This is a genomic window from Pseudomonas sp. Van50, from assembly GCF_055390755.1.
In genome coordinates this window covers 2,039,487-2,063,112 of the sequence record NZ_AP024343.1, presented here as the reverse complement: position 1 = coordinate 2,063,112, position 23,626 = coordinate 2,039,487, and the positions used below count along the sequence as shown (strand labels likewise).

Annotated in this window: 19 protein-coding genes; 11 read left to right on the top strand and 8 right to left on the bottom strand. The window is 61.3% G+C overall.

Annotated features, from left to right (window positions below):
- Positions 1-18: 18 nt before the first annotated feature.
- Positions 19-1,227, bottom strand: a complete 1,209-nt coding sequence (locus tag ACZ5M5_RS09130) for an ammonium transporter (protein WP_103309175.1) — start codon at positions 1,225-1,227, stop codon at positions 19-21.
- Between the two features lie 338 nt (positions 1,228-1,565).
- Between ACZ5M5_RS09130 and ACZ5M5_RS09125 the strand changes: the two genes are divergently transcribed.
- The 7 genes from ACZ5M5_RS09125 (at position 1,566) to ACZ5M5_RS09095 (ending at position 11,861) form a co-directional block, all read left to right on the top strand.
- Positions 1,566-1,880 (top strand): ElaB/YgaM/YqjD family protein, encoded by a 315-nt coding sequence (locus ACZ5M5_RS09125; RefSeq protein ID WP_060738526.1) that lies wholly within the window; start codon positions 1,566-1,568, stop codon positions 1,878-1,880.
- Between the two features lie 2 nt (positions 1,881-1,882).
- Positions 1,883-2,272, top strand: a complete 390-nt coding sequence (locus tag ACZ5M5_RS09120; protein ID WP_060738527.1) for a phage holin family protein — start codon at positions 1,883-1,885, stop codon at positions 2,270-2,272.
- A complete protein-coding gene (locus tag ACZ5M5_RS09115) occupies positions 2,269-2,604 on the top strand; it encodes a hypothetical protein (protein WP_060738528.1) in 336 nt (111 codons plus the stop codon). The genes ACZ5M5_RS09120 and ACZ5M5_RS09115 overlap by 4 nt, the downstream gene beginning before the upstream one ends.
- Before the next feature lie 126 nt (positions 2,605-2,730).
- Complete coding sequence (locus ACZ5M5_RS09110) at positions 2,731-4,059, top strand: deoxyguanosinetriphosphate triphosphohydrolase (protein WP_053183171.1); 1,329 nt, start codon at positions 2,731-2,733, stop codon at positions 4,057-4,059.
- Between the two features lie 480 nt (positions 4,060-4,539).
- Positions 4,540-5,166 carry a response regulator transcription factor gene (locus ACZ5M5_RS09105; RefSeq protein ID WP_042730435.1) on the top strand — a complete coding sequence of 209 codons (627 nt, stop codon included), beginning with the start codon at positions 4,540-4,542 and terminating at the stop codon, positions 5,164-5,166.
- Positions 5,167-5,175: 9 nt separating this feature from the next.
- On the top strand, positions 5,176-8,796 hold the full coding sequence (locus ACZ5M5_RS09100) for a transporter substrate-binding domain-containing protein (RefSeq protein ID WP_464738910.1): 3,621 nt from the start codon (positions 5,176-5,178) through the stop codon (positions 8,794-8,796).
- Positions 8,797-8,912: 116 nt separating this feature from the next.
- Positions 8,913-11,861 carry an HD domain-containing phosphohydrolase gene (locus ACZ5M5_RS09095; RefSeq protein ID WP_464738909.1) on the top strand — a complete coding sequence of 983 codons (2,949 nt, stop codon included), beginning with the start codon at positions 8,913-8,915 and terminating at the stop codon, positions 11,859-11,861.
- Here the strand turns inward: ACZ5M5_RS09095 and ACZ5M5_RS09090 are convergent, their stop codons facing one another.
- Both ACZ5M5_RS09090 and ACZ5M5_RS09085 read right to left on the bottom strand, forming a co-directional pair.
- The gene (locus tag ACZ5M5_RS09090; RefSeq protein WP_060738531.1) at positions 11,862-12,344 is read right to left on the bottom strand and encodes a GAF domain-containing protein; all 483 of its coding nucleotides are present in this window, start codon (positions 12,342-12,344) and stop codon (positions 11,862-11,864) included.
- Positions 12,341-13,231: an ATP-binding protein gene (locus tag ACZ5M5_RS09085; RefSeq protein ID WP_060738532.1), complete on the bottom strand. Its 891-nt coding sequence runs from the start codon at positions 13,229-13,231 to the stop codon at positions 12,341-12,343. Before ACZ5M5_RS09085 ends, ACZ5M5_RS09090 begins: the two co-directional genes overlap by 4 nt.
- Before the next feature lie 163 nt (positions 13,232-13,394).
- Between ACZ5M5_RS09085 and ACZ5M5_RS09080 the strand changes: the two genes are divergently transcribed.
- Entirely contained in the window at positions 13,395-15,716 is a 2,322-nt protein-coding gene (locus ACZ5M5_RS09080; RefSeq protein ID WP_060738533.1) for a hybrid sensor histidine kinase/response regulator, read from the top strand.
- Here the strand turns inward: ACZ5M5_RS09080 and ACZ5M5_RS09075 are convergent.
- From ACZ5M5_RS09075 to msrB, 3 genes are all read right to left on the bottom strand, one after another.
- Positions 15,700-16,161, bottom strand: coding sequence for a MarR family winged helix-turn-helix transcriptional regulator (locus ACZ5M5_RS09075; protein WP_060738534.1), 462 nt, complete (start codon positions 16,159-16,161; stop codon positions 15,700-15,702). The two genes, ACZ5M5_RS09080 and ACZ5M5_RS09075, sit on opposite strands and share 17 nt — an antisense overlap.
- Positions 16,158-16,643 (bottom strand): glutathione peroxidase, encoded by a 486-nt coding sequence (locus ACZ5M5_RS09070; RefSeq protein WP_003199416.1) that lies wholly within the window; start codon positions 16,641-16,643, stop codon positions 16,158-16,160. Before ACZ5M5_RS09070 ends, ACZ5M5_RS09075 begins: the two co-directional genes overlap by 4 nt.
- 186 nt (positions 16,644-16,829) lie before the next feature.
- Entirely contained in the window at positions 16,830-17,225 is a 396-nt protein-coding gene (gene msrB / locus ACZ5M5_RS09065; RefSeq protein ID WP_060738535.1) for a peptide-methionine (R)-S-oxide reductase MsrB, read from the bottom strand.
- Positions 17,226-17,446: 221 nt separating this feature from the next.
- On the opposite strand from msrB, the gene ACZ5M5_RS09060 reads away from it, so the two are divergent.
- Positions 17,447-18,658, top strand: a complete 1,212-nt coding sequence (locus tag ACZ5M5_RS09060) for a pyridoxal phosphate-dependent aminotransferase (protein WP_018603142.1) — start codon at positions 17,447-17,449, stop codon at positions 18,656-18,658.
- 302 nt (positions 18,659-18,960) lie between these two features.
- The gene (gene htpX, locus ACZ5M5_RS09055) at positions 18,961-19,848 is read left to right on the top strand and encodes a protease HtpX (RefSeq protein WP_003183732.1); all 888 of its coding nucleotides are present in this window, start codon (positions 18,961-18,963) and stop codon (positions 19,846-19,848) included.
- A gap of 195 nt (positions 19,849-20,043) precedes the next feature.
- Here the strand turns inward: htpX and ACZ5M5_RS09050 are convergent, their stop codons facing one another.
- The gene (locus ACZ5M5_RS09050; protein WP_464738908.1) at positions 20,044-20,697 is read right to left on the bottom strand and encodes a thiopurine S-methyltransferase; all 654 of its coding nucleotides are present in this window, start codon (positions 20,695-20,697) and stop codon (positions 20,044-20,046) included.
- Between the two features lie 103 nt (positions 20,698-20,800).
- On the opposite strand from ACZ5M5_RS09050, the gene ACZ5M5_RS09045 reads away from it, so the two are divergent.
- Positions 20,801-21,568 carry a DODA-type extradiol aromatic ring-opening family dioxygenase gene (locus tag ACZ5M5_RS09045; protein ID WP_464738907.1) on the top strand — a complete coding sequence of 256 codons (768 nt, stop codon included), beginning with the start codon at positions 20,801-20,803 and terminating at the stop codon, positions 21,566-21,568.
- A 199-nt stretch (positions 21,569-21,767) separates the two neighbouring features.
- Here the strand turns inward: ACZ5M5_RS09045 and ACZ5M5_RS09040 are convergent, their stop codons facing one another.
- On the bottom strand, positions 21,768-23,441 hold the full coding sequence (locus ACZ5M5_RS09040; RefSeq protein ID WP_014337279.1) for a DEAD/DEAH box helicase: 1,674 nt from the start codon (positions 23,439-23,441) through the stop codon (positions 21,768-21,770).
- Between the last annotated feature and the right edge of the window lie 185 nt (positions 23,442-23,626).

Genomic DNA, 23,626 nt, shown 5'->3' with positions numbered 1-23,626 from the left:
ACAAATACTGTGCAACGATCAGTCCTGGCTGACCGCGCCGATCTTGTGAATCGACAGGTCGGCGCCGTAATACTCTTCTTCCTGGGTCAGGCGCAGCCCCAGCACGGCCTTGATCGCGCCATAGACCGCGAACCCACCGGCCAGGGCGACGACAACACCCAGCGCCGTGCCGATCAACTGGCTGATCAGGCTGACCCCACCCAGGCCGCCCAGGGCAGCCTGGCCAAAGATGCCACAGGCAATGCCACCCCAGACCCCGCACAACCCGTGCAGCGGCCAGACGCCGAGCACGTCGTCGATCTTCCACTTGCCTTGGGCCGCCGTGAAGCACCAGACAAACAAGGCACCGGCAATGGCACCGGTGGCCAGCGCCCCCACCGGGTGCATCAGGTCGGAACCGGCACAGACCGCCACCAACCCGGCCAGCGGGCCGTTGTGCAGGAAGCCTGGGTCATTGCGCCCGACAATCAATGCCGCCACGGTACCGCCCACCATGGCCATCAACGAATTGACCGCCACCAGCCCGCTCACCCCAGGCAGGGTCTGGGCACTCATCACGTTGAAACCGAACCAGCCGACAATCAGGATCCACGAGCCCAAGGCCAGGAATGGAATGCTCGAAGGCGCGAACGCCACCAGGCGACCATCCCGGTAGCGGCCATTACGCGGCCCGAGCAACAGCACTGCGGCCAACGCCAGCCAGCCACCCATGGCGTGCACCACCACTGAACCGGCGAAGTCATGGAAACTGGCGCCGAACCGAGCTTGCAGCCAAGCCTGCAAGCCAAAATTGCCGTTCCAGACCAAGCCTTCGAAAAACGGGTAGACAAACGCCACGATCAACACCGTGGCGCACAACTGCGGCGCGAACCGTGCACGCTCGGCTATACCGCCGGAAATGATGGCCGGGATCGCGGCGGCAAAGGTCAGCAGGAAGAAGAACTTCACCAGGCTGTAGCCATGATCGGTGCTGAGTACCGCCGCCGGCTGCAGGAAGGTCACGCCGTAGGAAATCCAGTAACCGACAAAGAAATAGGCCAGGGTCGAGACCGCGAAATCGCTGAGGATTTTCGACAGCGCATTGACCTGGTTCTTCTGCCGGACCGTTCCCACTTCAAGGAACGCGAAGCCGGCATGCATGGCCAGGACCATGACGGCGCCGAGCAGGATGAACAGCGTATTGGAGCTGTGGACCAGACTGTCCACGGCACTTTGCATATTTTCCATGGTGTTGGCAGACCTGAAAAAGTTGAAAAAAGCACCAAACCGGTTCGCTCACCCCATGAATGCACCAAGTTGAAACGACTCATTGGCCGCAATCAGGCCGATGAACTGCTTTGGTGCGTCAGATCAGGCAAAACGAAGTCCCGCTTCGAGGTGCTTCGCGGGTTTTGATTATTTGGTTAAGGTTTTACGGGCTTTCGCCCAGCTTCAGCGCACTGGCACAGGCTGACGCACCAGTACATGGCAGAAGCCTGAGCAAAAGTTGTACCAGTCACTTGCACTGAACCTTCCGGCAAGGCTCATACTCGAACGCTTCAGACGTCACTTACGGAGATTCACCCATGGCCAGAACCCAGGCAAAGACTGCTCAAGAAATCCTGATGGAAGATTTTCAGACGCTGGTCAGCGACACGGAGCGCTTGCTCGATCACACCGCGACGCTGGCAGGCGATCAGGCCGATGCGCTGCGCGGCCAGATCCACGAAACCCTCCTGCGCGCCCGCGAAACACTCAAGCTGACCGAAGACTCCATGCGCGAACGCGGCCAGGCTGCTGTAGTCGCCACCGAGGAATACGTACAGGCCAACCCTTGGCAATCGGTAGGCATTGCCGCGGGCGTTGGTTTTCTGATCGGTCTGTTGGCGACACGGCGCTGATCATGGGTATCGACGAATCCGGCTCGTCCGAAGCGGGCACACAACCCACAGCGCGCCGCCTGGGCGCGGCATTTCTTGGCTTGCTGCACAGCCACGTCGAATTGTTCGGCATGGAGTTGCAGGAACAGAAGGCTCGCACCGTCAGCCTCCTGCTGTTCGCCGGCCTTGCGCTGGTGTTCGGCTTGCTGCTGTTGGTCGGGCTTTCGGCGCTGGTGCTGATCCTGGTATGGGACACCTATCGCCTGTCGGGCATTATCGGCCTGTGCCTGTTCTACCTGCTGGCGGCCCTGTTCTGCGGTCTTCGGCTCAAGGCCGCGATCTACGACGAGTCCTCTCCTTTCAACGCCACCCTCGAAGAACTGGCCAATGACCGGGAGCGCCTGCTGCCATGAGCCTGCCTGATATTCCCCAAGCCCGGACACGACAGGAAATGCGCAAGGCACTGGTGCGCCTGCGCATGGAAATGCATCGCCAGGAAATCCGTCAGGAGACACGCCAATTGCTGCAACCCTTGCATCGGGTGCGCGGCTTGACGCAAAGCTGGCACGAAGGTTTCGGCATCAAGCATGCGCCACTGTGGGGCGTGGCGGCGGTGTCCCTGCTCGGCTTCCTCACCGGCAAACGGACCCGCCATGGTGGTGGCGGTGGCTTGACAGGCCTGATCCGTCTGGCAACGACATTGCTGCCGTTGGTCAAGCTGGCCAAGGACCTGCGCAAACCCTGACGACCGACACCCTGTGGCTAGCGCCACAGGGTTACGTATCAGGTCCGTGCAGGCCCATAGGCCTTGCAGGGCGACCCACGAACCGGGAAGCTAGGGCATCGACATCATCGAACGGAGCAACCGGCCTTGGATTGGCATACCCTGCTGACTCGCGAACGTCTCGGAAAACCGCTGCACAGCCCGCAAGAGCTGGGCCGTAGCCCCTTCCACAAGGACCACGACCGCATCATCTTTTCCGGTGCCTTCCGCCGCCTGGGGCGCAAGACGCAAGTGCACCCGGTTTCCAGCAACGACCACATCCACACGCGCCTGACCCATTCCCTGGAAGTCAGTTGCGTCGGGCGCTCCCTGGGCATGCGCGTGGGAGAAACCATCCGCAATGCCCTGCCCGACTGGTGCGAGCCCAGCGACCTGGGCATGGTGGTGCAATCGGCCTGCCTGGCCCACGACATCGGCAACCCGCCGTTCGGTCACTCCGGCGAGGACGCCATTCGCTATTGGTTCCAGCAGGCCGCCGGACGGGGTTGGCTTGATGCGATGAGCGAAGCCGAGCGCAACGATTTCCTCAATTTCGAAGGCAACGCCCAAGGCTTCCGCGTCCTCACCCAGCTTGAATACCATCAGTTCGACGGCGGAACCCGGCTGACCTATGCCACCCTCGGTACGTATCTGAAATACCCCTGGACCGCCCGCCACGCCGATTCCCTGGGCTACAAGAAGCACAAGTTCGGTTGCTACCAGAGCGAACTGCCACTGCTGGAGCAGATTGCCCACAAGCTCGGTTTGCCACAGATCGAGGATCAACGTTGGGCACGGCACCCACTGGTGTACCTGATGGAAGCCGCCGATGACATCTGCTACGCGCTGATCGACCTGGAAGACGGCGTGGAGATGGATCTTCTGGAGTACCCACAGGTGGAATCGCTGCTCCTGGACCTGGTGGGCGACGATCTTCCGGACACCTACCGGCAACTGGGGCCGCTGGACTCGCGGCGGCGCAAACTGGCGATCCTGCGAGGCAAGGCCATCGAACACCTGACCAACGCCGCCGCCCGGGCGTTTGTCGAGCAGCAGGAAGCGTTGCTTGCCGGCACGCTGCCAGGGGACCTGGTGGAACATATGCACGGCCCGGCCAAACGTTGCGTGTTGAATGCCAAGGACATGGCGCGCCGGAAAATCTTCCAGGACAAACGCAAGACCCTGCATGAAATCGGCGCCTACACCACGTTGGAAATCCTGCTCAACGGCTTTTGCGGCGCAGCCCTCGAACAGCACGGCGGCCGCACGCCTTCGTTCAAGAATCGCCGCATTCTCGACCTGCTGGGGAACAATGCGCCGGATCCCAATGGCCCTTTGCATGGCGCGTTCCTGCGAATGATCGACTTCATCGCCGGCATGACCGACAGCTACGCCAGCGAAATGGCCCAGGAGATGACAGGCCGCACGCGCCAATAAAGGCACCCTTTGCAGCACCTCGAAAAAATGTGGGAGTGAGCTTGCTCGCGATGACGCAGGCGCATCCAGCATCGATGCGCACAGATCCACCGCCATCGCGAGCAAGCTCGCTCCCACAGGGATTGCGGTGGATATGGATCGTGCAGCCACCTTACTGGCGGTGCATGTGGTTTTTGTAGCGCCACCCCACAAGGAGTTTGAAGTAGATAAATAAAGGTATGGCTTACACAAACCTCGATTAGAACGTTTCCTTTGTTTGCACAAACAACACAATCAAAGAAATATCCCTTCACACACTGCCAACACCTTCCTCCTCTTATTGTCATCCACCTACTAAAAAACCGATTACATCGTAATATCTTGCCTCTTTTTTTGTAGGAAACTTCTGAAATTGAAGTTGCATGCCCGTCTCTTCGTACGGCCCTGGCTGTAAGTGGGCTAAGGTGCGCGCTTTATTCAAGTTCGCAGGGTAATTTATTCATGAACTCCGTTTTCATTGTCGACGATCATCCGGTCATCCGCCTCGCCGTTCGCATGCTCCTGGAACATGAGGGCTATAAGGTCGTAGGAGAAACTGACAACGGCGTCGACGCGATGCAAATGGTGCGCGAATGCATGCCAGACCTGGTTATCCTGGACATCAGCATCCCCAAACTTGACGGGCTGGAAATTCTGTCGCGCTTCAACGCCATGACCACGCCGCTCAAGACACTGGTGCTCACGGCACAGTCGCCGACGCTCTTCGGTATCCGATGCATGCAATCCGGTGCCTCCGGTTACGTTTGCAAACAGGAAGACCTCAGCGAACTTGTCAGCGCGATCAAAGCGGTATTGTCCGGCTATAACTATTTCCCCAGCCAGGCGCTGAACCCGATACGCCCGGATGATCCACGCAGTATAGAGCTGGACCTTTTCAAAAGCGTCAATGATCGGGAACTGATGGTACTGCAACTTTTTGCCCAGGGCCGAACCAACAAGGAAATAGCCAAGGGGATGTTTCTCAGCAATAAAACCGTCAGCACTTATAAAAAACGCCTGATGCAGAAACTCAAGGTCAAGTCCTTGGTCGAGCTGATTGAAATGGCGAAGCGCAACGCGCTGGTGTGAGAAAACAGGATGCTCAGACGCATAACCGAATGTCTCCTGCTGATCAGCGCAGCGTTATATGCAGGAGTGCTCGCGGCGACACCGGATGCGCCCGGGCAATACACGCTGCTGGGGCGTTCGTCCATGGCTCAGGCCGAGATCAAGCTCGATGATGTTCACCGCGCCTGGCTAAAAAGCCGGCAGGAACTGGTCCTGGGCACTTCCGCACCGGACTACCCACCCTTCGATCTGTCTGCCAGCGGACGCGACTACGAAGGCCTGACCGCCGACTATGCCGACATTCTCGCCAAGTCCACCGGCTTGCCCATGAGAGTCCTGCGTTTCGCCTCCCGTGAGGCAGCCATGGCGGCGCTCAAGGACGGGCAAATCGACATGCTTGGCACCGCCAACGGTTTCGAGGCCCGCGACCCCGACATTGCGCTCTCGACGCCGTACGCAGTGGACCAACCCGTTCTCGTCACCCGAACGAATGAAAGCCGATCCCTGAATGAAGACCTCAAGGGGTTGCGGCTGAGCATGGTCTATCACTACCTGCCGCTGCAGGAAATCGAAAAACTCTACCCCAAGGCAATCATCACCACCTATCCGTCCTACCAGAACGCCATCAATGCCGTCGCTTTTGGCCAGGCGGATGTATTTCTCGGCGATACCCTGTCCACCCATTACATGATCAGCAAGGGCTACTTGAGCAATATCCGCATGGCCAGTTTCGGCAAACATGAATCCTATGGGTTCGGTTTCGCCGTACGCCGTGGCGATACCCGCTTGCTGGAGATCATCAACGCGACGCTGAACCAGGTCCCCATCGCCGAACAGGCGGCCATTGCCAAGCGCTGGAGTGCAGGCAGCGACCTGTACCTCACGGACCACCGGGTACAACTGACCGACCGCGAGCAACGCTGGCTGGCCAGGCATCCGGTGGTCAGGGTGGTGGTGAACGAAACTTCCGCCCCCTTCACCTTCTTCGATCCGGACGGCGATTTTCGCGGCATCAGCGCCGACCTGCTGGAGCTGATCCGGCTGCGCACCGGCCTGCGCCTGGACATCCAGCGCCGCCAGAACGACAGTGAAATGATTGCCGCGGTCCTGAACGATCAAGCCGACGTGATTGCCGCGCTGTTGCCCAGCAGTGAACGGCAACGCCAGTTGAAATTCAGCCGTCCCTACGTCGACAGCTCGTTCGTCCTGCTGACCCGCAAGCCGTCCGACACGCCCACCACGCTCGATCAGTTCGGCCACGCCAGCCTGGCGATCGCCAAGGGCAACCCGCTCATTGAATGGCTACGCAGCCAGTACCCGAACATCCGGATCATCGAAACGGACGGCCCCTTGCACGCCGTGGAAATGCTCGCCCATGGCCAGGTCGACGGCAGCGTGAACTCGCAGGTGATGGCCAACTACTTCATCTCCTCCCATGCGTGGCGGGACCGGTTGCAGATCAGCAGCACGGTGGGCACCCAACAGGCGCTGTTCGCGCTGGCCACGGCCAAACACGCCAGCGAGTTGAACGCCATCCTCGACAAGGCCCTGACCAGCATCGACCCCGACGAACTGGGCATCATCAACAACCGCTGGCGCGGTTACGTCTCGCCCTCGGAACACACCTGGCGCACGTATAACCGCCTGTTCTTCCAGGTCGTCGCGGGCGTCGGCCTGTTGCTGCTGCTTTCCCTGACATGGAACGCCTACATGCAGCGCCAGATCAGGCAACGTCAACGGGCTGAACTGGCCCTCAACGATCAACTCGAATTCATGCATTCGCTGCTCAATGGCACCCCCCACCCTATCTACGTGAGGGATCGCAACGGCATCCTGCAGAGCTGCAACGACAGTTACCTGGAAACGTTCAACGCCAGGCGCGAAGACGTCATCGGCAAGGACTCGATGCCAGGTTCCATGAGCAATGCCTTCGAAGCGCAGGAATACCAGGCGGACTACCAGCGCGTCATGGCCGAAGGCACCGCGCTGATCGTGGACCGTCCCCTGCACATCGGCGACCGGAAACTGACGATCTATCACTGGATCCTTCCCTACCGAAACTCCGCCGCGCAAGTGCAAGGCATCATCGGCGGCTGGATCGACATCAGCGAACGACGGCAGCTGTTCGAGGAACTGCGCGCATCCAAGCAACGGGCCGATGACGCAAACCGCGCCAAAAGCACGTTCCTGGCCACCATGAGCCATGAAATCCGCACCCCGATGAACGCGGTGATCGGCATGCTCGAGCTGGCCCTGAAACACGCCGACAAGGGCCACGTGGACCGCTCGACCATCGCAGTCGCCTACGAGTCGGCTTCCGGCATGCTCGAGCTGATCGGCGATATCCTGGACATCGCCCGTATCGAATCAGGCCATCTGAGCCTGGCCCCCGAACGCGTCAACCTCAGGGTTTTGCTGCAATCGGTCATACGGGTCTTCGAGGGTGTGGCCCGGCAGAAAAACCTGGCGTTGTCGCTGCAGTTCGATGCCGCCGAGGGCAATCCCGACGTGTTGATAGACCCCTTGCGATTCAAGCAGGTGCTGTCGAACCTGATCAGCAATGCCCTCAAATTTACCGAGCAGGGCCAGGTCGTGGTCAAGGTCCGGCTAGCGCCAACCGAACAGGACGACGTCCTGCACATGTATCTGGAGGTCAACGACAGCGGCATCGGAATTGGCCCGGCAGACTTGCAACGCTTGTTCGAGCCGTTTGCCCAGGTCGATAACACCAGCCGAATGGCCCGCAAAGGCGCGGGGCTGGGGCTGGTGATCAGTCGCAACCTGTGCCGGATGATGGGCGGCAACCTGCACATGAGCAGCCAACCCGGTGTCGGCACCCAGGTCCAGGTCCACCTGCAGCTGACCGTCCTGTCGACGGCGCCGGTGAGCCTCCCACTCGAACCGGTCATCGAAACGGCCCAGGCCGCCTTGAACGTCCTGATCGTGGACGATCATCCCGCCAACCGCCTGCTGATGTCCCAGCAATTGGAATACCTCGGCCATCACTACCGGGTCGCCCACGATGGTGCCCACGGGCTCGAGGTCTGGCAGGAAGGCCATTTCGATCTGGTCATCGCCGATTGCAACATGCCCATCATGAGCGGTTACGAACTGGCCCGCTCGATTCGTCGCGATGAGTCCGAACAGCGACGGCCACCCTGCACCCTCCTGGGGTTCACCGCCAATGCTCAACCGGAGGAAAAACAACGCTGCCTGGACGCCGGAATGGATGACTGCCTGTTCAAACCGATCAGCCTGAGCGCCTTGAGCCAGTGGATCAAGACGGTCAAACCCGTCGGTCACCCAACGGCTTTCAGCGTGCACTGTCTCCAGGCGTTGACCGGCGGCGACCCTTCGTCCAACCGGCGCCTGCTGGCGGAGTTACTCAGCAGCTGCCGCGCGGACCGCCAGGAGTTGCTCGACGTCGCCCAGGGCGCAAACCGCCAAGCGCTGACCGAAACGGCGCACAAGATAAAAGGCGTCGCCCGCATCGTCCAGGCGACCACGCTGATCCAGCGGTGCGAGGTGCTGGAGCAGGCGTGTCATCCGGCACAGGCCCCTGAACGAATCAGCGCCTGCATCGACGCCCTCGACCGCGCCATGAGCGAACTGGAGCGGGCCCTGGAAACGGAGATCGCCAAGGCAAAATAATCCAGCGTTTACTATGCTATTCGCTCAGCAGTGCGTACCTGGGGTGTTCTCGATCGGTTTCCCTTGCACGCGGGAACACCCATCGAGAACACCCCCTGACACTTGGAGTGACTGCAATGCCCAGCGCACCGCGTCCGGACAAACGCCGGTTTCCCCTGCATGTCCACATCAGCGTGATGTTTACCCTGCTTTTGTTGTTGACCGGGGTGGTGCTGGGTATTTTCAACTACCGGCAAACCACGCAAATCATCCTGTCCAGCAGTGAACAACTGTTCAACCGCATTGAACAGGAGGTGCGCCTGGACTTGTATGACACCTACGAACCCATCCGCCACCTGCTGAGCCTGCTGGCCGACTACCCGGCAACACGCACGCCACAGATGGCGCAACGCCTGGCCCTGCTCGTGCCCTTCAGCCAGGCATTGCGGGACAACCCGAACCTGGCGTCGTTGTACCTGGGCGATCAGCGCGGCAACTTCCTGATGGTCCGGCCATTGCGCACCCCGGCCCTGAAAACCGCCCTGCGGGCCCCCGCCGAGGCGGCCTATCAGGTCTGGACCGTGGAGCGGGCCACCGAGCAGGGCCCGGTCCACTCCCAATCGCTGTTCTACGACGAGACCCTGACGCTCATCGATCGCCGGGACATGGCCGACGAAACCTACGATCCGCGCAGCCGTGGCTGGTTTCGCAGCGCCGCCGGCAGCGCCGGGCAGATCACCACCGAGCCCTACGTTTTCTTCTCCACGCATAACGTCGGCACCACCCTCGCCCGGCGCAGCGGCGAGCAGGCAGTCATCGGCGCCGACCTGACCCTGGCAGCCCTGTCCCAGACCCTGGCCAAGCACAAGGTGACCACCGGTACCGAGATCGTATTGCTCGATCCCAAGGGCAACGCCGTGGGTTATCCCGACAGCGACCGGCTGCTCGCCGACGCCCGGTCGGCGCGCCTGATCAAGGCCCGCGACCTCAACCCGGCCATCGCCGCCGTCCTCGACGACAACACTGATACGACCCGACTGGAAGCGGCCGGACGCCAGTGGATCGTGTCGCGCAGCCACATGCAGGAAGGCGGGCCCCAAGGCCTGGAACTGGCGCTGCTGGTGCCTGAGGATGAACTGCTGGACAACGCTTATCGCATGCGCTGGCAAGGCGCGCTCATCACCCTGGCCACCCTGCTGCTGTGCCTGCCCCTGGGCTGGCTGACGTCCAGGATCCTGGTCAAGCCCTTGCGCGAACTGGTGCAGGAGGCCGACGCCATTCGCAGCTTTGACTTCAACTACCCGGTGTCCCGCCGCTCCCCGGTACTGGAGGTCGATCAGTTGAGTGTCTCGATGGCACGCATGAAAGAGACCCTGGCAAGTTTCTTTGAAATCACCGCCAGCCTGCGCGCCGAAACCCGCTTCGCCCCGTTGCTGGAACGGATGTTGTTCGAAACCGTGAAAATCGGCCAGGCCCAGGCCGGCCTGATCTACCTGCGCGAGAACGACGAAAATCGGCTCAAGCCCTATGGGCTGGTGATCGATGGAACCCCCAGGGACCTCGCCGCCTTCAAGCTGCGCAGTCATGAGCTACAAGCGGGCGACAGCCCGCAATGGCTCCAACAACTGGTCGTCGCGGACAATCTCGTGACCTCCCTGGGCTTCGAGCAGGCGGCCGACCTGCAAGGCATCCTGCAGGCACTGGACTCGCCTCGGGTCCACCTGATCGGCATCCGCTTGCGCAATCGCCATCAGGAAACCGTCGGCGTATTGGTGTTGCTGATCACCGACAGCGGCACCGAAGCCGACCTGGAAAAACTCCAGCCCGACCGCATCGCCTTCCTCCAAGCCGTGTCCGGCGCCGCCACCGTGAGCATCGAGGGCCAGCGCCTGCAAGCCAAGCAAAAGCAGCTACTGGACGCCTTCATCCAACTGCTGGCCGGCGCGATCGATGCCAAGAGCCCCTACACCGGCGGCCATTGCCAGCGGGTGCCGGTCCTGACCCTGATGCTCGCCCAGGCCGCCGCTGCCAGCCAGGCCCCGGCGTTCAGCGCCTACCGGCCCACGGAGGATGAATGGGAAGCCCTGCACATCGCCGCCTGGCTGCACGATTGCGGCAAGGTCACCACCCCCGAATACGTCGTCGACAAAGCCACCAAACTGGAAACCCTGAACGACCGGATCCACGAGATACGCACCCGTTTCGAAGTACTCAAGCGCGACGCCTGGGTCGATTACTGGCAGGCCGTGGCAAACGGCGGCGAATCGTCATCCCTGGCGCGACAGCGTGACGCGACATTGACGGCACTGGATGACGACTTTGCTTTCGTCGCCCGCTGCAACCTGGGCTCCGAAGCCATGGCCGAGGCCGATCTGCAACGCCTGCAACACATCGCGCAACGCCCGTGGAGCCGGACCCTCGATGACCGCCTGGGGGTTTCCTGGGAAGAAAACCGACGCCAGGCCCGTACGCCCAAGCCGACACTGCCGGCCACCGAGCAGCTGTTGGCGGACAAGCCCGAACACTTGTTCGAGCGCCACGCAGCCGAGCTGATCCCGGCGGACAACCCGTGGGGCTTCCAGCTCGATGTGCCGGCCTGGAAATACAACCGCGGCGAGCTCTACAACCTGAGCATCACGCGAGGCACGCTGACGCGCGAGGAACGCTACGTCATCAATCATCACATGGTGCAGACGATCCTGATGCTCAGTCAGTTGCCCTTCCCTAGCCACCTGAACAACGTGGCGGAGATCGCCGGCGGGCATCACGAGAAAATGGACGGCAGCGGTTACCCCAAGCGCCTCAAGCGCGAGGAAATGAGCCTGCCGGCACGAATGATGGCCATCGCCGACATTTTCGAAGCACTGACGGCGGCCGACCGGCCCTACAAGAAAGCCAAGACGCTGAGCGAGGCCCTGGGCATCATGGCCACCATGTGCCGCGACGCCCATATCGATCCCGAGCTGTTCTGGCTGTTCATCGAAGAAAAGATCTACCTGGGCTACGCCGAGCAGTTCCTCGACCCGCACCAGATCGATGAGGTCGACCCCGACAGCCTGTTGGTCAAGGCCGGGCTGAAGGCATGATCAGCAATCCGTCAGGCGCAGGAATATCGCAGCCAATGCTTCAATGCCAGCTTGATCATGCTCGGTAAAACGCGCCAGTTTCGGACTGTCCAGGTCAAGCACGCCGATCAGGCGCCCGTCCTTGACCAGCGGTACCACCAGTTCACTGTTCGACGCGCTGTCGCAGGCGATGTGTCCGGCGAAGGCATGGACATCTTCGACGCGCTGGGTCTGCCGGGTCGCTGCCGCCGTGCCACACACGCCACGGCCAAAGGGAATCCGCACACAGGCGATCTGGCCCTGGAACGGTCCCAGGACCAGCTCTTCGTTGCGATTGAGGTAGAAGCCGGCCCAGTTCAAGTCGTCCAGCTGACTGGACAGGAAGGCCGAGAACTGCGCGGCGTTGGCGATGAAGTCACGTTCATCGGCCAGCAAGGATTCCAACTGTGCCGATAACAAGTCGTAGCCATCGAGGCCAACACCGCTGCCCTTCAAATCGATCATGCCTTGTGCTCCAACAATTTCAGGCCTACCCAATAACGGGCAAACTGATAAGCGCAACGTCCGTTGCGGTTGCCGCGACCGGTTGCCCAGCGCACCGCCAGCACATCCAGCGCTTCGTCGCGCTGCCAGGCCAGCCCGGCCTTGGCCGCCAGTTCACCGATCCAGTGCTCCACGACGTTGAGGAAATGTTCTTGGGTAAACGGATAAAACGACAGCCACAAGCCGAAGCGGTCGGACAAGGCAATCTTGTCCTCCACCGCTTCGCTGGGATGAAGTTCACCGTCGACCCGTTTCCAGTTCTCGTTGTCGCTCTCCTTTTCCGGCACCAGGTGCCGGCGATTGGAAGTGGCATACAGCAGCACGTTGTCCGGCGCCTGTTCCAAGGAGCCATCCAACACACTCTTGAGCACGCGGTAATCGCCTTCGCCGGACTCGAACGACAAGTCATCGCAGAACAACACGAAGCGCTGCGGCAGTTTCGCAACCTGCTCGACCACCCGGGGCAGATCAGCCAGGTGATCGCGTTCGATCTCGATCAACCGCAGGCCATGCGAGGCATGTTCGGCCAACAGGGCGCGCACCAGGGACGACTTGCCGGTACCACGCGAGCCCCAGAGCAAGGCATGGTTGGCGGGCATGCCATCGAGGAACTGCCGGGTGTTGCGGCCCAGCTGTTCGACCTGGCGATCCACGCCGATCAGGTCCGACAGGCGCATGTCGAGGCTGACGTGCAGCGGCAACAGGTAGCCACTGCGGCCGTCACGCTGCCAGCGGGCGGCCAGGGTCTGGGTCCAATCGATGGCGGGCCGGGGCGCCGGCAGCAAAGGCTCGATCCGGGCCAGCACGGCATCGGCACGCTCAAGAAAAGCATTCAATCGCGAGTCCACGTCTTTTCCTCGGACAGGTTCACAGTAATGATGGCGCTCCAACAACGAAACGCCTTATCCAATGGCGGGTCTACTTCACACAATACACACCGGCCGCACCGGAATTCAGAGATGATCAGCTATGCTTGACCGGCGAAGGGAAACGTAAGTGGTTCATCACTCAATGGACATCAGATTCACCCAACGGCTTTCCTATAAGCAGGCCCGCCTGACCGTGCTGGTGGGCTTCGTGTTGGGCACCTTGCTCAGCCTGATGCAGATCGGCATCGATTATGCCAGCGAAGACGCGTCGATCAACCGTGAAATCCTGTCGCTGCTGGAAATCAGCCACAACCCGGCCTCGCGCATCGCCTACAACATCGACGCCGAACTCGCCCAGGAATTGGCCATGGGCCTGTTGCGCTCACCGGCCATCATCGGCGCCGAGCTGATCGACAACAACAATACCGTGCTGGCCAGCGTCAAGCGGCCCGAGCTGCAAAGCAGCTACCGGTTCATCAGCGACTTCCTGTTCGGTGCCCAGCGCCAGTTCGAGGACCGGCTCTACCTGGACCACTTGCCCGGCGAATCCCTGGGCATGCTGCGACTGGACGTCGACACCTATGCGTTCGGCAGTCGTTTCCTGCGCCGCGCCGAAGTCACCTTGCTCAACGGCTTCGCCCGCAGCCTGATCCTGACCGGCCTGCTGCTGGCGCTGTTCTACGTGATGCTGACCAAACCCCTGGTGCGGGTCATCCGCGAACTGAGCAGCCGCGACCCGAGCAGCAGCGAACAGAACCGCCTGGAATGCCCTTCCGGCCACCAGTCTGATGAAATCGGCGTGCTGGTGTCCGTCGCCAACCAGCAGTTCGAAAATATCTCCACGGAAATCCAACAGCGGCGCACCGCCGAAAATCGCCTCACCGAATACCTGGCGCAACTGGAAAACATCGTCTCGGCACGCACCGCCGAACTCAAGGCCATCAACGCCCGCCTCAGCCAGTCCAACGAAGAGCTGGAGGTGGCCCGGCGCACGGCCCTGGACATGGCCGAAGCCCGCTCCGTGTTCCTCGCCAACATGAGCCACGAGATCCGCACGCCGCTCAACGGCCTGCTGGGCATGATCGCCCTGTCCCTGGACGGTCCCCTGACGGCCGAGCAACAGCAGCAGCTTTCGATCGCCCATGACTCGGGCAAGGTCTTGGTCGAGTTGCTCAACGACATCCTCGACCTGTCGAAATTCGACGCCGGTCAACTGGAGCTCGAACGCATCCCGTTCGACCTCGGCGCCCTGGTGGAGGATACCGCCAACCTGCTTTCCCAGAACGCGGCTCCCAGTGTCGAGCTGGCCTGCCTGATCGATCCCCGGTTCCCGGCGCAGGTGCTCGGCGACCCGACCCGGGTACGCCAGATCGTCAGCAACCTGCTGTCCAACGCACTGAAGTTCACACGCTTCGGCCGGGTCGACGTGAAGTTGAGCCATTACGAAGGCGGCGTGCGAATCGACGTCTGCGACACCGGTATCGGCATTCCCCAGGAAGCCCAGGCGAGAATCCTGCAGCCATTCACCCAGGCCGGCGCCGGGATTACCCGTCAGTTTGGCGGCACCGGGTTGGGCCTGGCACTGACCTACAACCTCTGCGAAGCCATGCAGGGCCGATTGACGATCAGTTCCGAAGCCGGCTTCGGCAGTCAGTTCTGCGCAGACCTGCCCCTGCCCTGCCATCTCCCTGCAACGCCGGTCGACCCGTTGCGCGGCAACGTCGTCGCCATCACCGCCAGCAGCAGCGGCCTGGCCGAGTTACTGGGCATGTTGTTGCCGGAGTGGGGCCTGGATTATGTGCAGCGCTCCATCGATGACGGGCTGCTGGGACTCAAGCCTGACGTGCTGATCACTGACTGCCCGGAATGCCTGTTCAACCTGCGGCCGACCTTTGAGGCACCGATCCTGCTGGTGACCGCCTACGGCAGCTTCATGCCCGGCGAAGAGGCCGCCGCCCTCGCCCCGCTGATACAACAGGCCCGACCGCTGGCGCGCCATGCGCTGTACCAGATTGTGCGGCGCGCCATGCAGAGCGAGGCGACCACCATCAACGATGCACAGATCGAAACCCCGACGCCATCCAAGCGTGGACGGGTGCTGCTGGTGGAGGACAATCCGGTCAACCAACTGGTGGCCAAGGGCATGCTGGTGAAACTGGGCTGCGAAGTCACCGTCGCGGCCCACGGTGTCGAAGCCCTGGATCAACTGGAACAGCGGGTGTTCGACCTGGTGTTGATGGACTGCAACATGCCGGTGATGGACGGTTACGAAGCCAGCCGGCAGATTCGCCGCAGCGGGCGTTGGTCGGACCTGCCGATCGTTGCGCTGACGGCCAACGCGATGCCCGAAGAACGCGAGCGCTGCCGGGCCTCTGGCATGAACGACTACCTGTCCAAGCCGTTCCGCCGCGAAGAACTGGCAGCCGTGCTGGACCAGTGGGTGCCCACTACGTCAGCGCTTTGATCTGGCCCAGCAGATGATCGAGACCGTCTCGCAACGCGCCCAGGCGGTCCAGATCGACCCCGCTGTCGCATAACAGGCGGGCCTTGAGCGGGCCGACCTGTTCGCGCAAAGCCCGTCCCGCAGCCGACAGGCTCAAGTGGACCTCCCGCTCGTCCCGGGCCGAACGCTGGCGTTGGACCAGGTCCAACTGTTCCAGGCGCTTGAGCAGCGGCGTCAGTGTGCCGGAATCCAGCAGCAAACGGTCACCCAGGGCCTTGACCGTCGGCTGTGGCGGAGCCGTGTCCTGCCATTCCCACAACACCAGCATTGCCAGGTATTGCGGGTAGGTCAGGCCAAGCTGATCGAGCATCGGCTTGTAGCCACGGATCACCGCACGTGAAGCGGCGTACAGCTTGAAGCACAACTGGCTGTCGAGCTTCAGCGAATCGGCTGACAAGTCATTCATTTGAGCAGTGCTTCGATCTCGCCGGTCAGGTCCTGGGGCTTGGTGGTCGGGGCAAACCGCTTGACCACCTGACCGTCCTTGCCGATCAGGAACTTGGTGAAATTCCACTTGATGCCTTTGGACCCCAGCACGCCGGGTGCACGCTGTTTAAGCTGGACGAACAGCGGATGGGCGTTGGCGCCGTTGACTTCGATTTTCTTGAACAGCGGAAAGCTCACGCCGAAGTTCAGCTCGCAGAACTCGGTGATCGCCCCTTCATTGCCCGGCTCCTGCTTGCCGAACTGATTGCAGGGAAAGCCCAGCACCACCAGGCCCTGGTCCTTGTAGGTCTGCCACAACGCTTCAAGTCCCTTGTATTGCGGGGTGAACCCGCACTGGCTGGCCGTGTTGACCACCAGCACGGCCTTGCCGGCGAAATCGGCGAGGGTCTTTTGCTCACCCTTGATGGTGGTGCACGGGATGCTCAGCAGGTTGTCGCTCATGGCAAGGCTCCAGTTAAAGGTTGGAGGCTGAAGATAGCGATCAATTGAATTGTGTGCAATTTAATAATTGGAACCACCGACGCCGAGAACTGTGGGAGCAAGGCTTGCCCGCGATCAAAGCGCTGCGGTCTGTCAGAAATCAAGCTGCCTGTATCGCGAGCAAGCTTTGCTCCCACAACTTACTGGTTAGTCGCGGGGCACGAGATCCAGGCACACCGAGTTGATGCAGTACCGCAACCCCGTGGGCGGCGGGCCGTCGGGGAAGACGTGGCCCAGGTGGGCATCGCATTTGGCGCAGACCACCTCGGTGCGAATCATGCCGTGGCTGACGTCCCGCACCTCCACCACCGCGCTGCCTTCGATCGGCGCGTAGAAACTCGGCCAGCCACAGCCCGAATCGAATTTGGTCTGCGAATCGAACAACGGCTCGTTGCAGCAGATGCAGTGATACACACCGTCGGTCTTGGTGGCGTTGTATTTACCGGAGAAGGGCCGCTCGGTGCCCTTCAACCGACAGACGTTGTACTGCTCCGGGTCGAGCATGGCGCGCCATTCTTCAAGGGTTTTTTCCAACTTTTCCATCGTCCTACCTCGGCAATTGAAAAAGCCCGATCCGACGCTTTTCCGCAGATCGGGCGGCACGTATGATTGCGCCTCGTCAGGCGCCAGTCTGGCAGTCACGTCATGCGCATTCAAACGGATTGTGGCGCCTATACCGCGTCAGGCCTGGGCACAGACGCAGGATTCCCAGTTACGGTAGTTCATACGCCGCCTGGATCGTTCATTTTCGGGAACACATCGCCATGCAGGTCAGCAAATCGAACAAGCTCGCCAACGTCTGCTACGACATTCGCGGCCCGGTGCTCAAGCACGCCAAACGCCTGGAAGAGGAAGGTCATCGCATCCTCAAGCTGAACATCGGCAACCCGGCACCCTTTGGTTTCGAAGCGCCCGATGAAATCCTCCAGGACGTCATCCGCAACCTGCCGACCGCCCAGGGCTACAGCGACTCCAAGGGCTTGTTCAGTGCGCGCAAGGCCGTGATGCAGTATTACCAGCAGAAGCAGGTCGAAGGGATCGGCATCGAGGACATCTACCTGGGTAATGGCGTGTCCGAGCTGATCGTGATGTCCATGCAGGCCCTGCTCAACAACGGCGACGAAGTGCTGGTACCGGCACCGGACTATCCGCTGTGGACCGCCGCGGTGAGCCTGTCCGGCGGCAACCCGGTGCATTACCTGTGCGACGAACAGGCCAACTGGTTTCCCGACCTGGCGGACATCAAGGCCAAGATCACGCCCAATACCAAGGCACTGGTGATCATCAACCCGAACAACCCGACCGGCGCCGTGTATTCCCGGGAAGTACTGCTGGGCATGCTGGAACTGGCCCGCCAGCACAACCTGGTGGTGTTCTCCGACGAGATCTACGACAAGATTCTCTACGACGACGCCGTGCACGTGTGCACCGCTTCCCTGGCGCCGGACCTGCTGTGCCTGACCTTCAACGGCCTGTCCAAGTCCTATCGGGTCGCCGGTTTCCGCTCCGGCTGGATCGCCATCTCCGGGCCCAAGCACCATGCCCAGAGCTACATCGAAGGCATCGACATGCTGGCCAACATGCGCCTGTGTGCCAACGTGCCGAGCCAGCATGCGATCCAGACGGCGCTGGGCGGCTACCAGAGCATCAACGACCTGGTCCTGCCCCAGGGCCGGCTGCTGGAACAGCGCAATCGTACCTGGGAATTGCTCAACGACATTCCCGGCGTCAGTTGTGTCAAGCCGATGGGCGCGCTGTATGCCTTCCCACGGATCGACCCGAAGGTCTGCCCGATCCACAACGATGAAAAGTTCGTCCTCGACCTGCTGCTGTCCGAGAAGCTGCTGGTGGTCCAGGGTACGGCGTTCAACTGGCCATGGCCGGACCACTTCCGCGTCGTGACCCTGCCGCGGGTCGATGACCTCGACCAGGCCATTGGCCGGATCGGCAACTTCCTCAAGTCCTACCGTCAATAAGCCGGGCGGCGTGCGGGGCGTCCTCACCTCGCACGCTGTTTGATTCAGCAACATATCCGTTCCGTCGACTTCGTCGGGCCTTCTACACTAGGGATTGGACGGTCAACGTGCATCTGGGCTCAACGTTCACGGGGGGCAGGCAGCGTATTTCTTTTCCCTGGTCACTTTCAGAAAAGTCTTTCAAACATTTAGGACGCCTGTAGGACACAGTTTGAAATAGTCGGCGAGTTGAATAGCCTGCGGCAGCACCTTATATACCCCGCATAACGCTACATCTTTAGCATGAGGAGACTTTCACAACCATGATGCGCATCCTGCTGTTCTTGGCCACTAACCTGGCGGTCGTGCTGATTGCCAGCATCACCCTGAGCCTCTTTGGCTTCAACGGGTTCATGGCGGCCAATGGGGTTGACCTCAACCTCAATCAGCTGCTGATCTTCTGTGCGGTGTTCGGTTTCGCCGGTTCCCTGTTCTCGCTGTTCATCTCCAAGTGGATGGCGAAGATGAGCACCGGCACCCAGATCATCAGCCAGCCGCGCACGCGTCACGAACAATGGCTGCTGCAGACCGTAGAACAGTTGTCCCGCGAAGCCGGTATCAAGATGCCGGAAGTCGGTATCTTCCCGGCCTACGAGGCCAACGCCTTCGCCACCGGCTGGAACAAGAACGACGCCCTGGTCGCCGTCAGCCAGGGTCTGCTCGAACGGTTCTCGCCCGATGAAGTCAAGGCCGTGCTGGCCCACGAGATCGGCCACGTCGCCAACGGCGACATGGTGACCCTGGCGCTGATCCAGGGCGTGGTGAACACCTTCGTGATGTTCTTCGCCCGGATCATCGGTAATTTCGTCGACAAGGTGATCTTCAAGAACGAAGAAGGCCAGGGTATCGCCTACTACGTGGCGACGATTTTCGCCGAACTGGTACTGGGCATCCTCGCCAGCGCCATCGTCATGTGGTTCTCGCGCAAACGCGAGTTCCGCGCCGACGACGCCGGTGCACGCCTGGCCGGCACCAGCGCCATGATCGGTGCCTTGCAACGCCTGCGCGCCGAGCAAGGCCTGCCGGTGCACATGCCAGATACCCTGAATGCCTTTGGCATCAACGGTGGCATCAAGCAGGGCCTGGCACGCATGTTCATGAGCCACCCGCCGCTGGAAGAGCGTATCGACGCACTGCGTCGTCGCGGCTGACAGGTTCGAGCGTCAAGAAAAGCCCGCAGAGATGTGGGCTTTTTTTGTCTGCAGGTCTATGAGCTGTCAGGTCTGGCGTCATCGCGAGCAAGCTCGCTCCCACAGGAATCTTCGGTGGACGCAGACTCTTTATTCACTGCCGATCAACTGTGGGAGCGAGCTTGCTCGCGATGGCGCCAGCATAGACGCACAGCATCAACGACTGGAAATCCGATACACCCGCTCATCCAGCCGCGTCACACCCGCCTGCAAGAACTTCCAGCTTTCCCCCAGCACATCCTGCTCCTGCAGGACCTCCAGCCGCCAGGCATCCCCCAGCAGCCGCTGCACCTCATCATTTCCCACGGAGAAAGGCGGGCCAGGCATTTCATCCTGGTTGTAATCCAGGGTAATCAACAACCCGACGCCGCTGGGCAAGATCCTCTGCAGATGAGCCGCATACTGCTCCCGCATCGGCGCCGGCAAGGCGATCAGCGCCGCGCGGTCGTACAATGCCGTGCAATCGGCCACATCCTCCCGGTCCAGGGCAAAGAAATCACCGCAGCGAATCTCGATATCAGCCGCACGAAAGACCTTGAATACGCCCTCCTCGCTCACGCTCGGCTCAAGCTGATGCTCAAGGAAAAAATCGGTTGCGGCTTTTTCCGACAATTCCACGCCCAACACCGAATACCCCTGATGGGCAAGCCACAGCAGATCCAGGCTTTTGCCACACAGCGGCACTAGCACTCGACTGCCCCGTTCCAACCCCAGTTGCGGCCAGAAATGCTGCAGGTAGGGGTTCACCTCCGGCAAATGAAAACCGATCTGGTTCGATGACCAGCGCTTGTGCCAAAACTCGGGCTCCATGATTCACTCCAAAAATTCGATCAAAACGGGCTAAAACTTATATTAGATTTAGATCATAGACCTGACGGAAGATGAGCCCATCTTAACGCTCAGGAGTCCGTTCATGCTGCCCAGCCTGTTTATCTCCCATGGCTCACCGATGCTCGCCCTGGAACCCGGCGCCAGCGGGCCGGCACTGGCTCGCCTGGCCGGTCAATTGCCCAAGCCCAAGGCTATCGTCATCGTGTCCGCCCACTGGGAAAGCAACGAACTGCTGGTCAGCGCCAATCCGCAGCCGCGCACCTGGCACGACTTCGGCGGCTTTCCACCGGCGCTGTATGAGGTGCAGTACCCCGCGCCTGGCGATCCGCGACTGGCGACGCAAGTAGCGAACATGCTCAACGCCGCGCACCTGCCGGCCCGCCTCGACTCTCAACGGCCGTCCGACCATGGCGTCTGGGTGCCATTGTCGTTGATGTACCCCGAGGCCGACATTCCGGTGGTGCAGGTTTCCCTGCCCAGCCACCAGGGACCGGCGCTGCAGACGCAGGTCGGCCAGGCCCTGGCGAGCCTGCGCCAAGAGGGCGTCTTGCTGATCGGCTCCGGCAGCATCACCCATAACCTGCGCGACCTGGACTGGAACGCCGGCCCTGACAGCATCGAACCCTGGGCCAAGGCCTTTCGCGACTGGATGGTCGAGCAACTGGCGGCCGACGACGAGACCACGCTGCACGATTACCGTCGCCAAGCCCCCAACGCCGTGCGCAGCCACCCCAGCGATGAGCACTTGTTGCCGCTGTATTTTGCCCGGGGTGCCGGTGGGACATTCAGCGTTGCCCATGCGGGGTTCACGATGGGGACGCTGGGGATGGACATTTATCGGTTCGATTGACCGATGGACCGCGTCGCTTCAATCGCGAGCGAGCTCGCTCCCACAGGGTTTTGTGAGCACCGCAAGCCCAATGTGGGAGCGAGCTCGCTCGCGATTGGCCTCCACCCACTCCCCCTGAAGGCACACCAAACAACAGGCAAAAAAAATCCCCGAACCAGTCGGGGATTTTTCATGCTCGATCAATCAGCCCAAGAGCCGATCAATCCTCGCGGTAGCGACGCAGCTTGAGCTGCTTGCCAGCGACGCGGGTGTCTTTCAGCTTGGTCAGCAACTTCTCCAGACCATCTTCCGGCAGCTCGACCAGGCTGAAGCTGTCACGCACCTGGATGCGGCCGATCGCTTCGCGGGCCAGGCCGCCTTCGTTGAGGATGGCACCCAGCAGGTTCTTGGCGGCGATGCCGTCACGGGCACCCAGCGCAGTACGGCAGCGCGCACGACCTTCGGCCAGCGGGATCGGTGCACGACGCTCGCGATCACCACGGTCCGGACGATCACCGGTGCGCTCGGGACGATCGCCACGCGGTGCGTTGTTCGGCACCAGGGGACGTTCCTTCTCGATCGCAGCCAGGTTCAGCGCCTGGCCATTGGTGGCCTTGCGCAGCAGTGCCGCGGCCAGGGCGCGTGGGGTGCAACCAATGTCGGCGGTCAGGCGATCGAGCAGATCACCGTGGGTCGATTCGGCGTCAGCCACCAGGGGCGACAGGCTGTTGGTCAGTTTCTTGATGCGGGCATCGAGAACGGCCTGGGCGTCCGGCAGGCGAACTTCAGCCACCTTCTGGCCAGTCACACGCTCGATCACTTGCAGCATGCGGCGCTCACGGGGAGTGACCAGCAGCAGCGCGCGGCCTTCGCGACCGGCACGGCCAGTACGGCCGATACGGTGAACGTAGGATTCCGGATCGTACGGCATGTCCACGTTGAACACGTGGGTGATGCGCGGAACATCCAGGCCACGGGCAGCGACGTCGGTCGCCACAACGATGTCCAGGCGGCCATCCTTGAGGGAGTCGATCACACGCTCACGCTGGTTCTGGGCAATGTCACCGTTCAGCGCGGCGGCTTTGTAGCCTTTGGCTTCCAGGGCGCTGGCCAGGTCCAGGGTCGCTTGCTTGGTGCGCACGAACATGATCAGGGCGTCGAAGTCTTCCACTTCCAGCAAGCTGAGAACGGCGGAAGTCTTCTGGTCGGCGTGAACCAGCAGGTGAGCTTGTTCGATCGCGGTGACGGTCTGGGTCTTGGTCTGGATCTTCACGTGTTGCGGATCGCGCAGGTGGCGCTCGGCAATGGCACGGATCGATTGCGGCAGGGTGGCCGAGAACAATACAGTCTGGCGGGTCGCTGGCAGCGCCTTGAAGATGACTTCCAGGTCATCCATGAAGCCCAGCTTGAGCATCTCGTCGGCTTCGTCGAGAACCAGGTGGTTCACGGTAGCCAGGACTTTTTCGTCACGACGCAGGTGGTCGCACAGACGACCCGGAGTGGCGACAACGATCTGCGCGCCATTACGGATAGCTTTCAGTTGTGGGCCCATCGGGGCGCCGCCGTAAACGGCCACAACGGTAACGCCAGGCATTTGCTTGGAGTAGGTTTCGAAAGCGGTGGCTACTTGCAGCGCCAACTCACGAGTTGGCGCCAGGATCAGGGCTTGCGGTTCGCGCTTGGCAGGATCGATGCGATGCAGGATCGGCAGAGCGAACGCAGCGGTTTTACCCGTACCGGTTTGCGCCTGGCCAATCATGTCGTGGCCGGCCATGATGATCGGGATCGATTGCTGCTGAATCGCCGAAGGTTCTTCGTAGCCAGTCGCGGTGACGGCAGCAAGAATGTTCGGGTTGAGATTAAAAGCGGCGAAGCCGCCGGTTTCCTGGGTCATGGGTCTGCCTCTAAGTGCATCCGCAAAGACCCATGCTCCAAAGCTGCGCATGCCGTGTTGAGACTCAAGAGTCGCCCTGGCTGCTTTGTCGGCGGGGATTTGCGAAAACGAATGAATGGAAAAAGAACGTCGTGGAAGCATCCGTTGTGCGGACATGCAACCGAAGCTGACTTCGGAGAATTGCG

Excerpts from the sequence above, each read along its gene's own strand:
- htpX (WP_003183732.1), top strand. The coding sequence starts at position 18,961 with ATGATGCGCATCCTGCTGTTCTTGGCCACTAACCTGGCGGTCGTGCTG.
- ACZ5M5_RS09080 (WP_060738533.1), top strand. The coding sequence starts at position 13,395 with ATGGACATCAGATTCACCCAACGGCTTTCCTATAAGCAGGCCCGCCTG.
- ACZ5M5_RS09040 (WP_014337279.1), bottom strand. The coding sequence starts at position 23,441 with ATGACCCAGGAAACCGGCGGCTTCGCCGCTTTTAATCTCAACCCGAAC.
- ACZ5M5_RS09070 (WP_003199416.1), bottom strand. The coding sequence starts at position 16,643 with ATGAGCGACAACCTGCTGAGCATCCCGTGCACCACCATCAAGGGTGAG.
- ACZ5M5_RS09115 (WP_060738528.1), top strand. The coding sequence starts at position 2,269 with ATGAGCCTGCCTGATATTCCCCAAGCCCGGACACGACAGGAAATGCGC.
- ACZ5M5_RS09105 (WP_042730435.1), top strand. The coding sequence starts at position 4,540 with ATGAACTCCGTTTTCATTGTCGACGATCATCCGGTCATCCGCCTCGCC.
- ACZ5M5_RS09060 (WP_018603142.1), top strand. The coding sequence starts at position 17,447 with ATGCAGGTCAGCAAATCGAACAAGCTCGCCAACGTCTGCTACGACATT.
- ACZ5M5_RS09075 (WP_060738534.1), bottom strand. The coding sequence starts at position 16,161 with ATGAATGACTTGTCAGCCGATTCGCTGAAGCTCGACAGCCAGTTGTGC.
- ACZ5M5_RS09045 (WP_464738907.1), top strand. The coding sequence starts at position 20,801 with ATGCTGCCCAGCCTGTTTATCTCCCATGGCTCACCGATGCTCGCCCTG.
- ACZ5M5_RS09130 (WP_103309175.1), bottom strand. The coding sequence starts at position 1,227 with ATGGAAAATATGCAAAGTGCCGTGGACAGTCTGGTCCACAGCTCCAAT.
- ACZ5M5_RS09095 (WP_464738909.1), top strand. The coding sequence starts at position 8,913 with ATGCCCAGCGCACCGCGTCCGGACAAACGCCGGTTTCCCCTGCATGTC.
- ACZ5M5_RS09090 (WP_060738531.1), bottom strand. The coding sequence starts at position 12,344 with ATGATCGATTTGAAGGGCAGCGGTGTTGGCCTCGATGGCTACGACTTG.
- ACZ5M5_RS09120 (WP_060738527.1), top strand. The coding sequence starts at position 1,883 with ATGGGTATCGACGAATCCGGCTCGTCCGAAGCGGGCACACAACCCACA.
- ACZ5M5_RS09050 (WP_464738908.1), bottom strand. The coding sequence starts at position 20,697 with ATGGAGCCCGAGTTTTGGCACAAGCGCTGGTCATCGAACCAGATCGGT.
- msrB (WP_060738535.1), bottom strand. The coding sequence starts at position 17,225 with ATGGAAAAGTTGGAAAAAACCCTTGAAGAATGGCGCGCCATGCTCGAC.
- ACZ5M5_RS09100 (WP_464738910.1), top strand. The coding sequence starts at position 5,176 with ATGCTCAGACGCATAACCGAATGTCTCCTGCTGATCAGCGCAGCGTTA.
- ACZ5M5_RS09125 (WP_060738526.1), top strand. The coding sequence starts at position 1,566 with ATGGCCAGAACCCAGGCAAAGACTGCTCAAGAAATCCTGATGGAAGAT.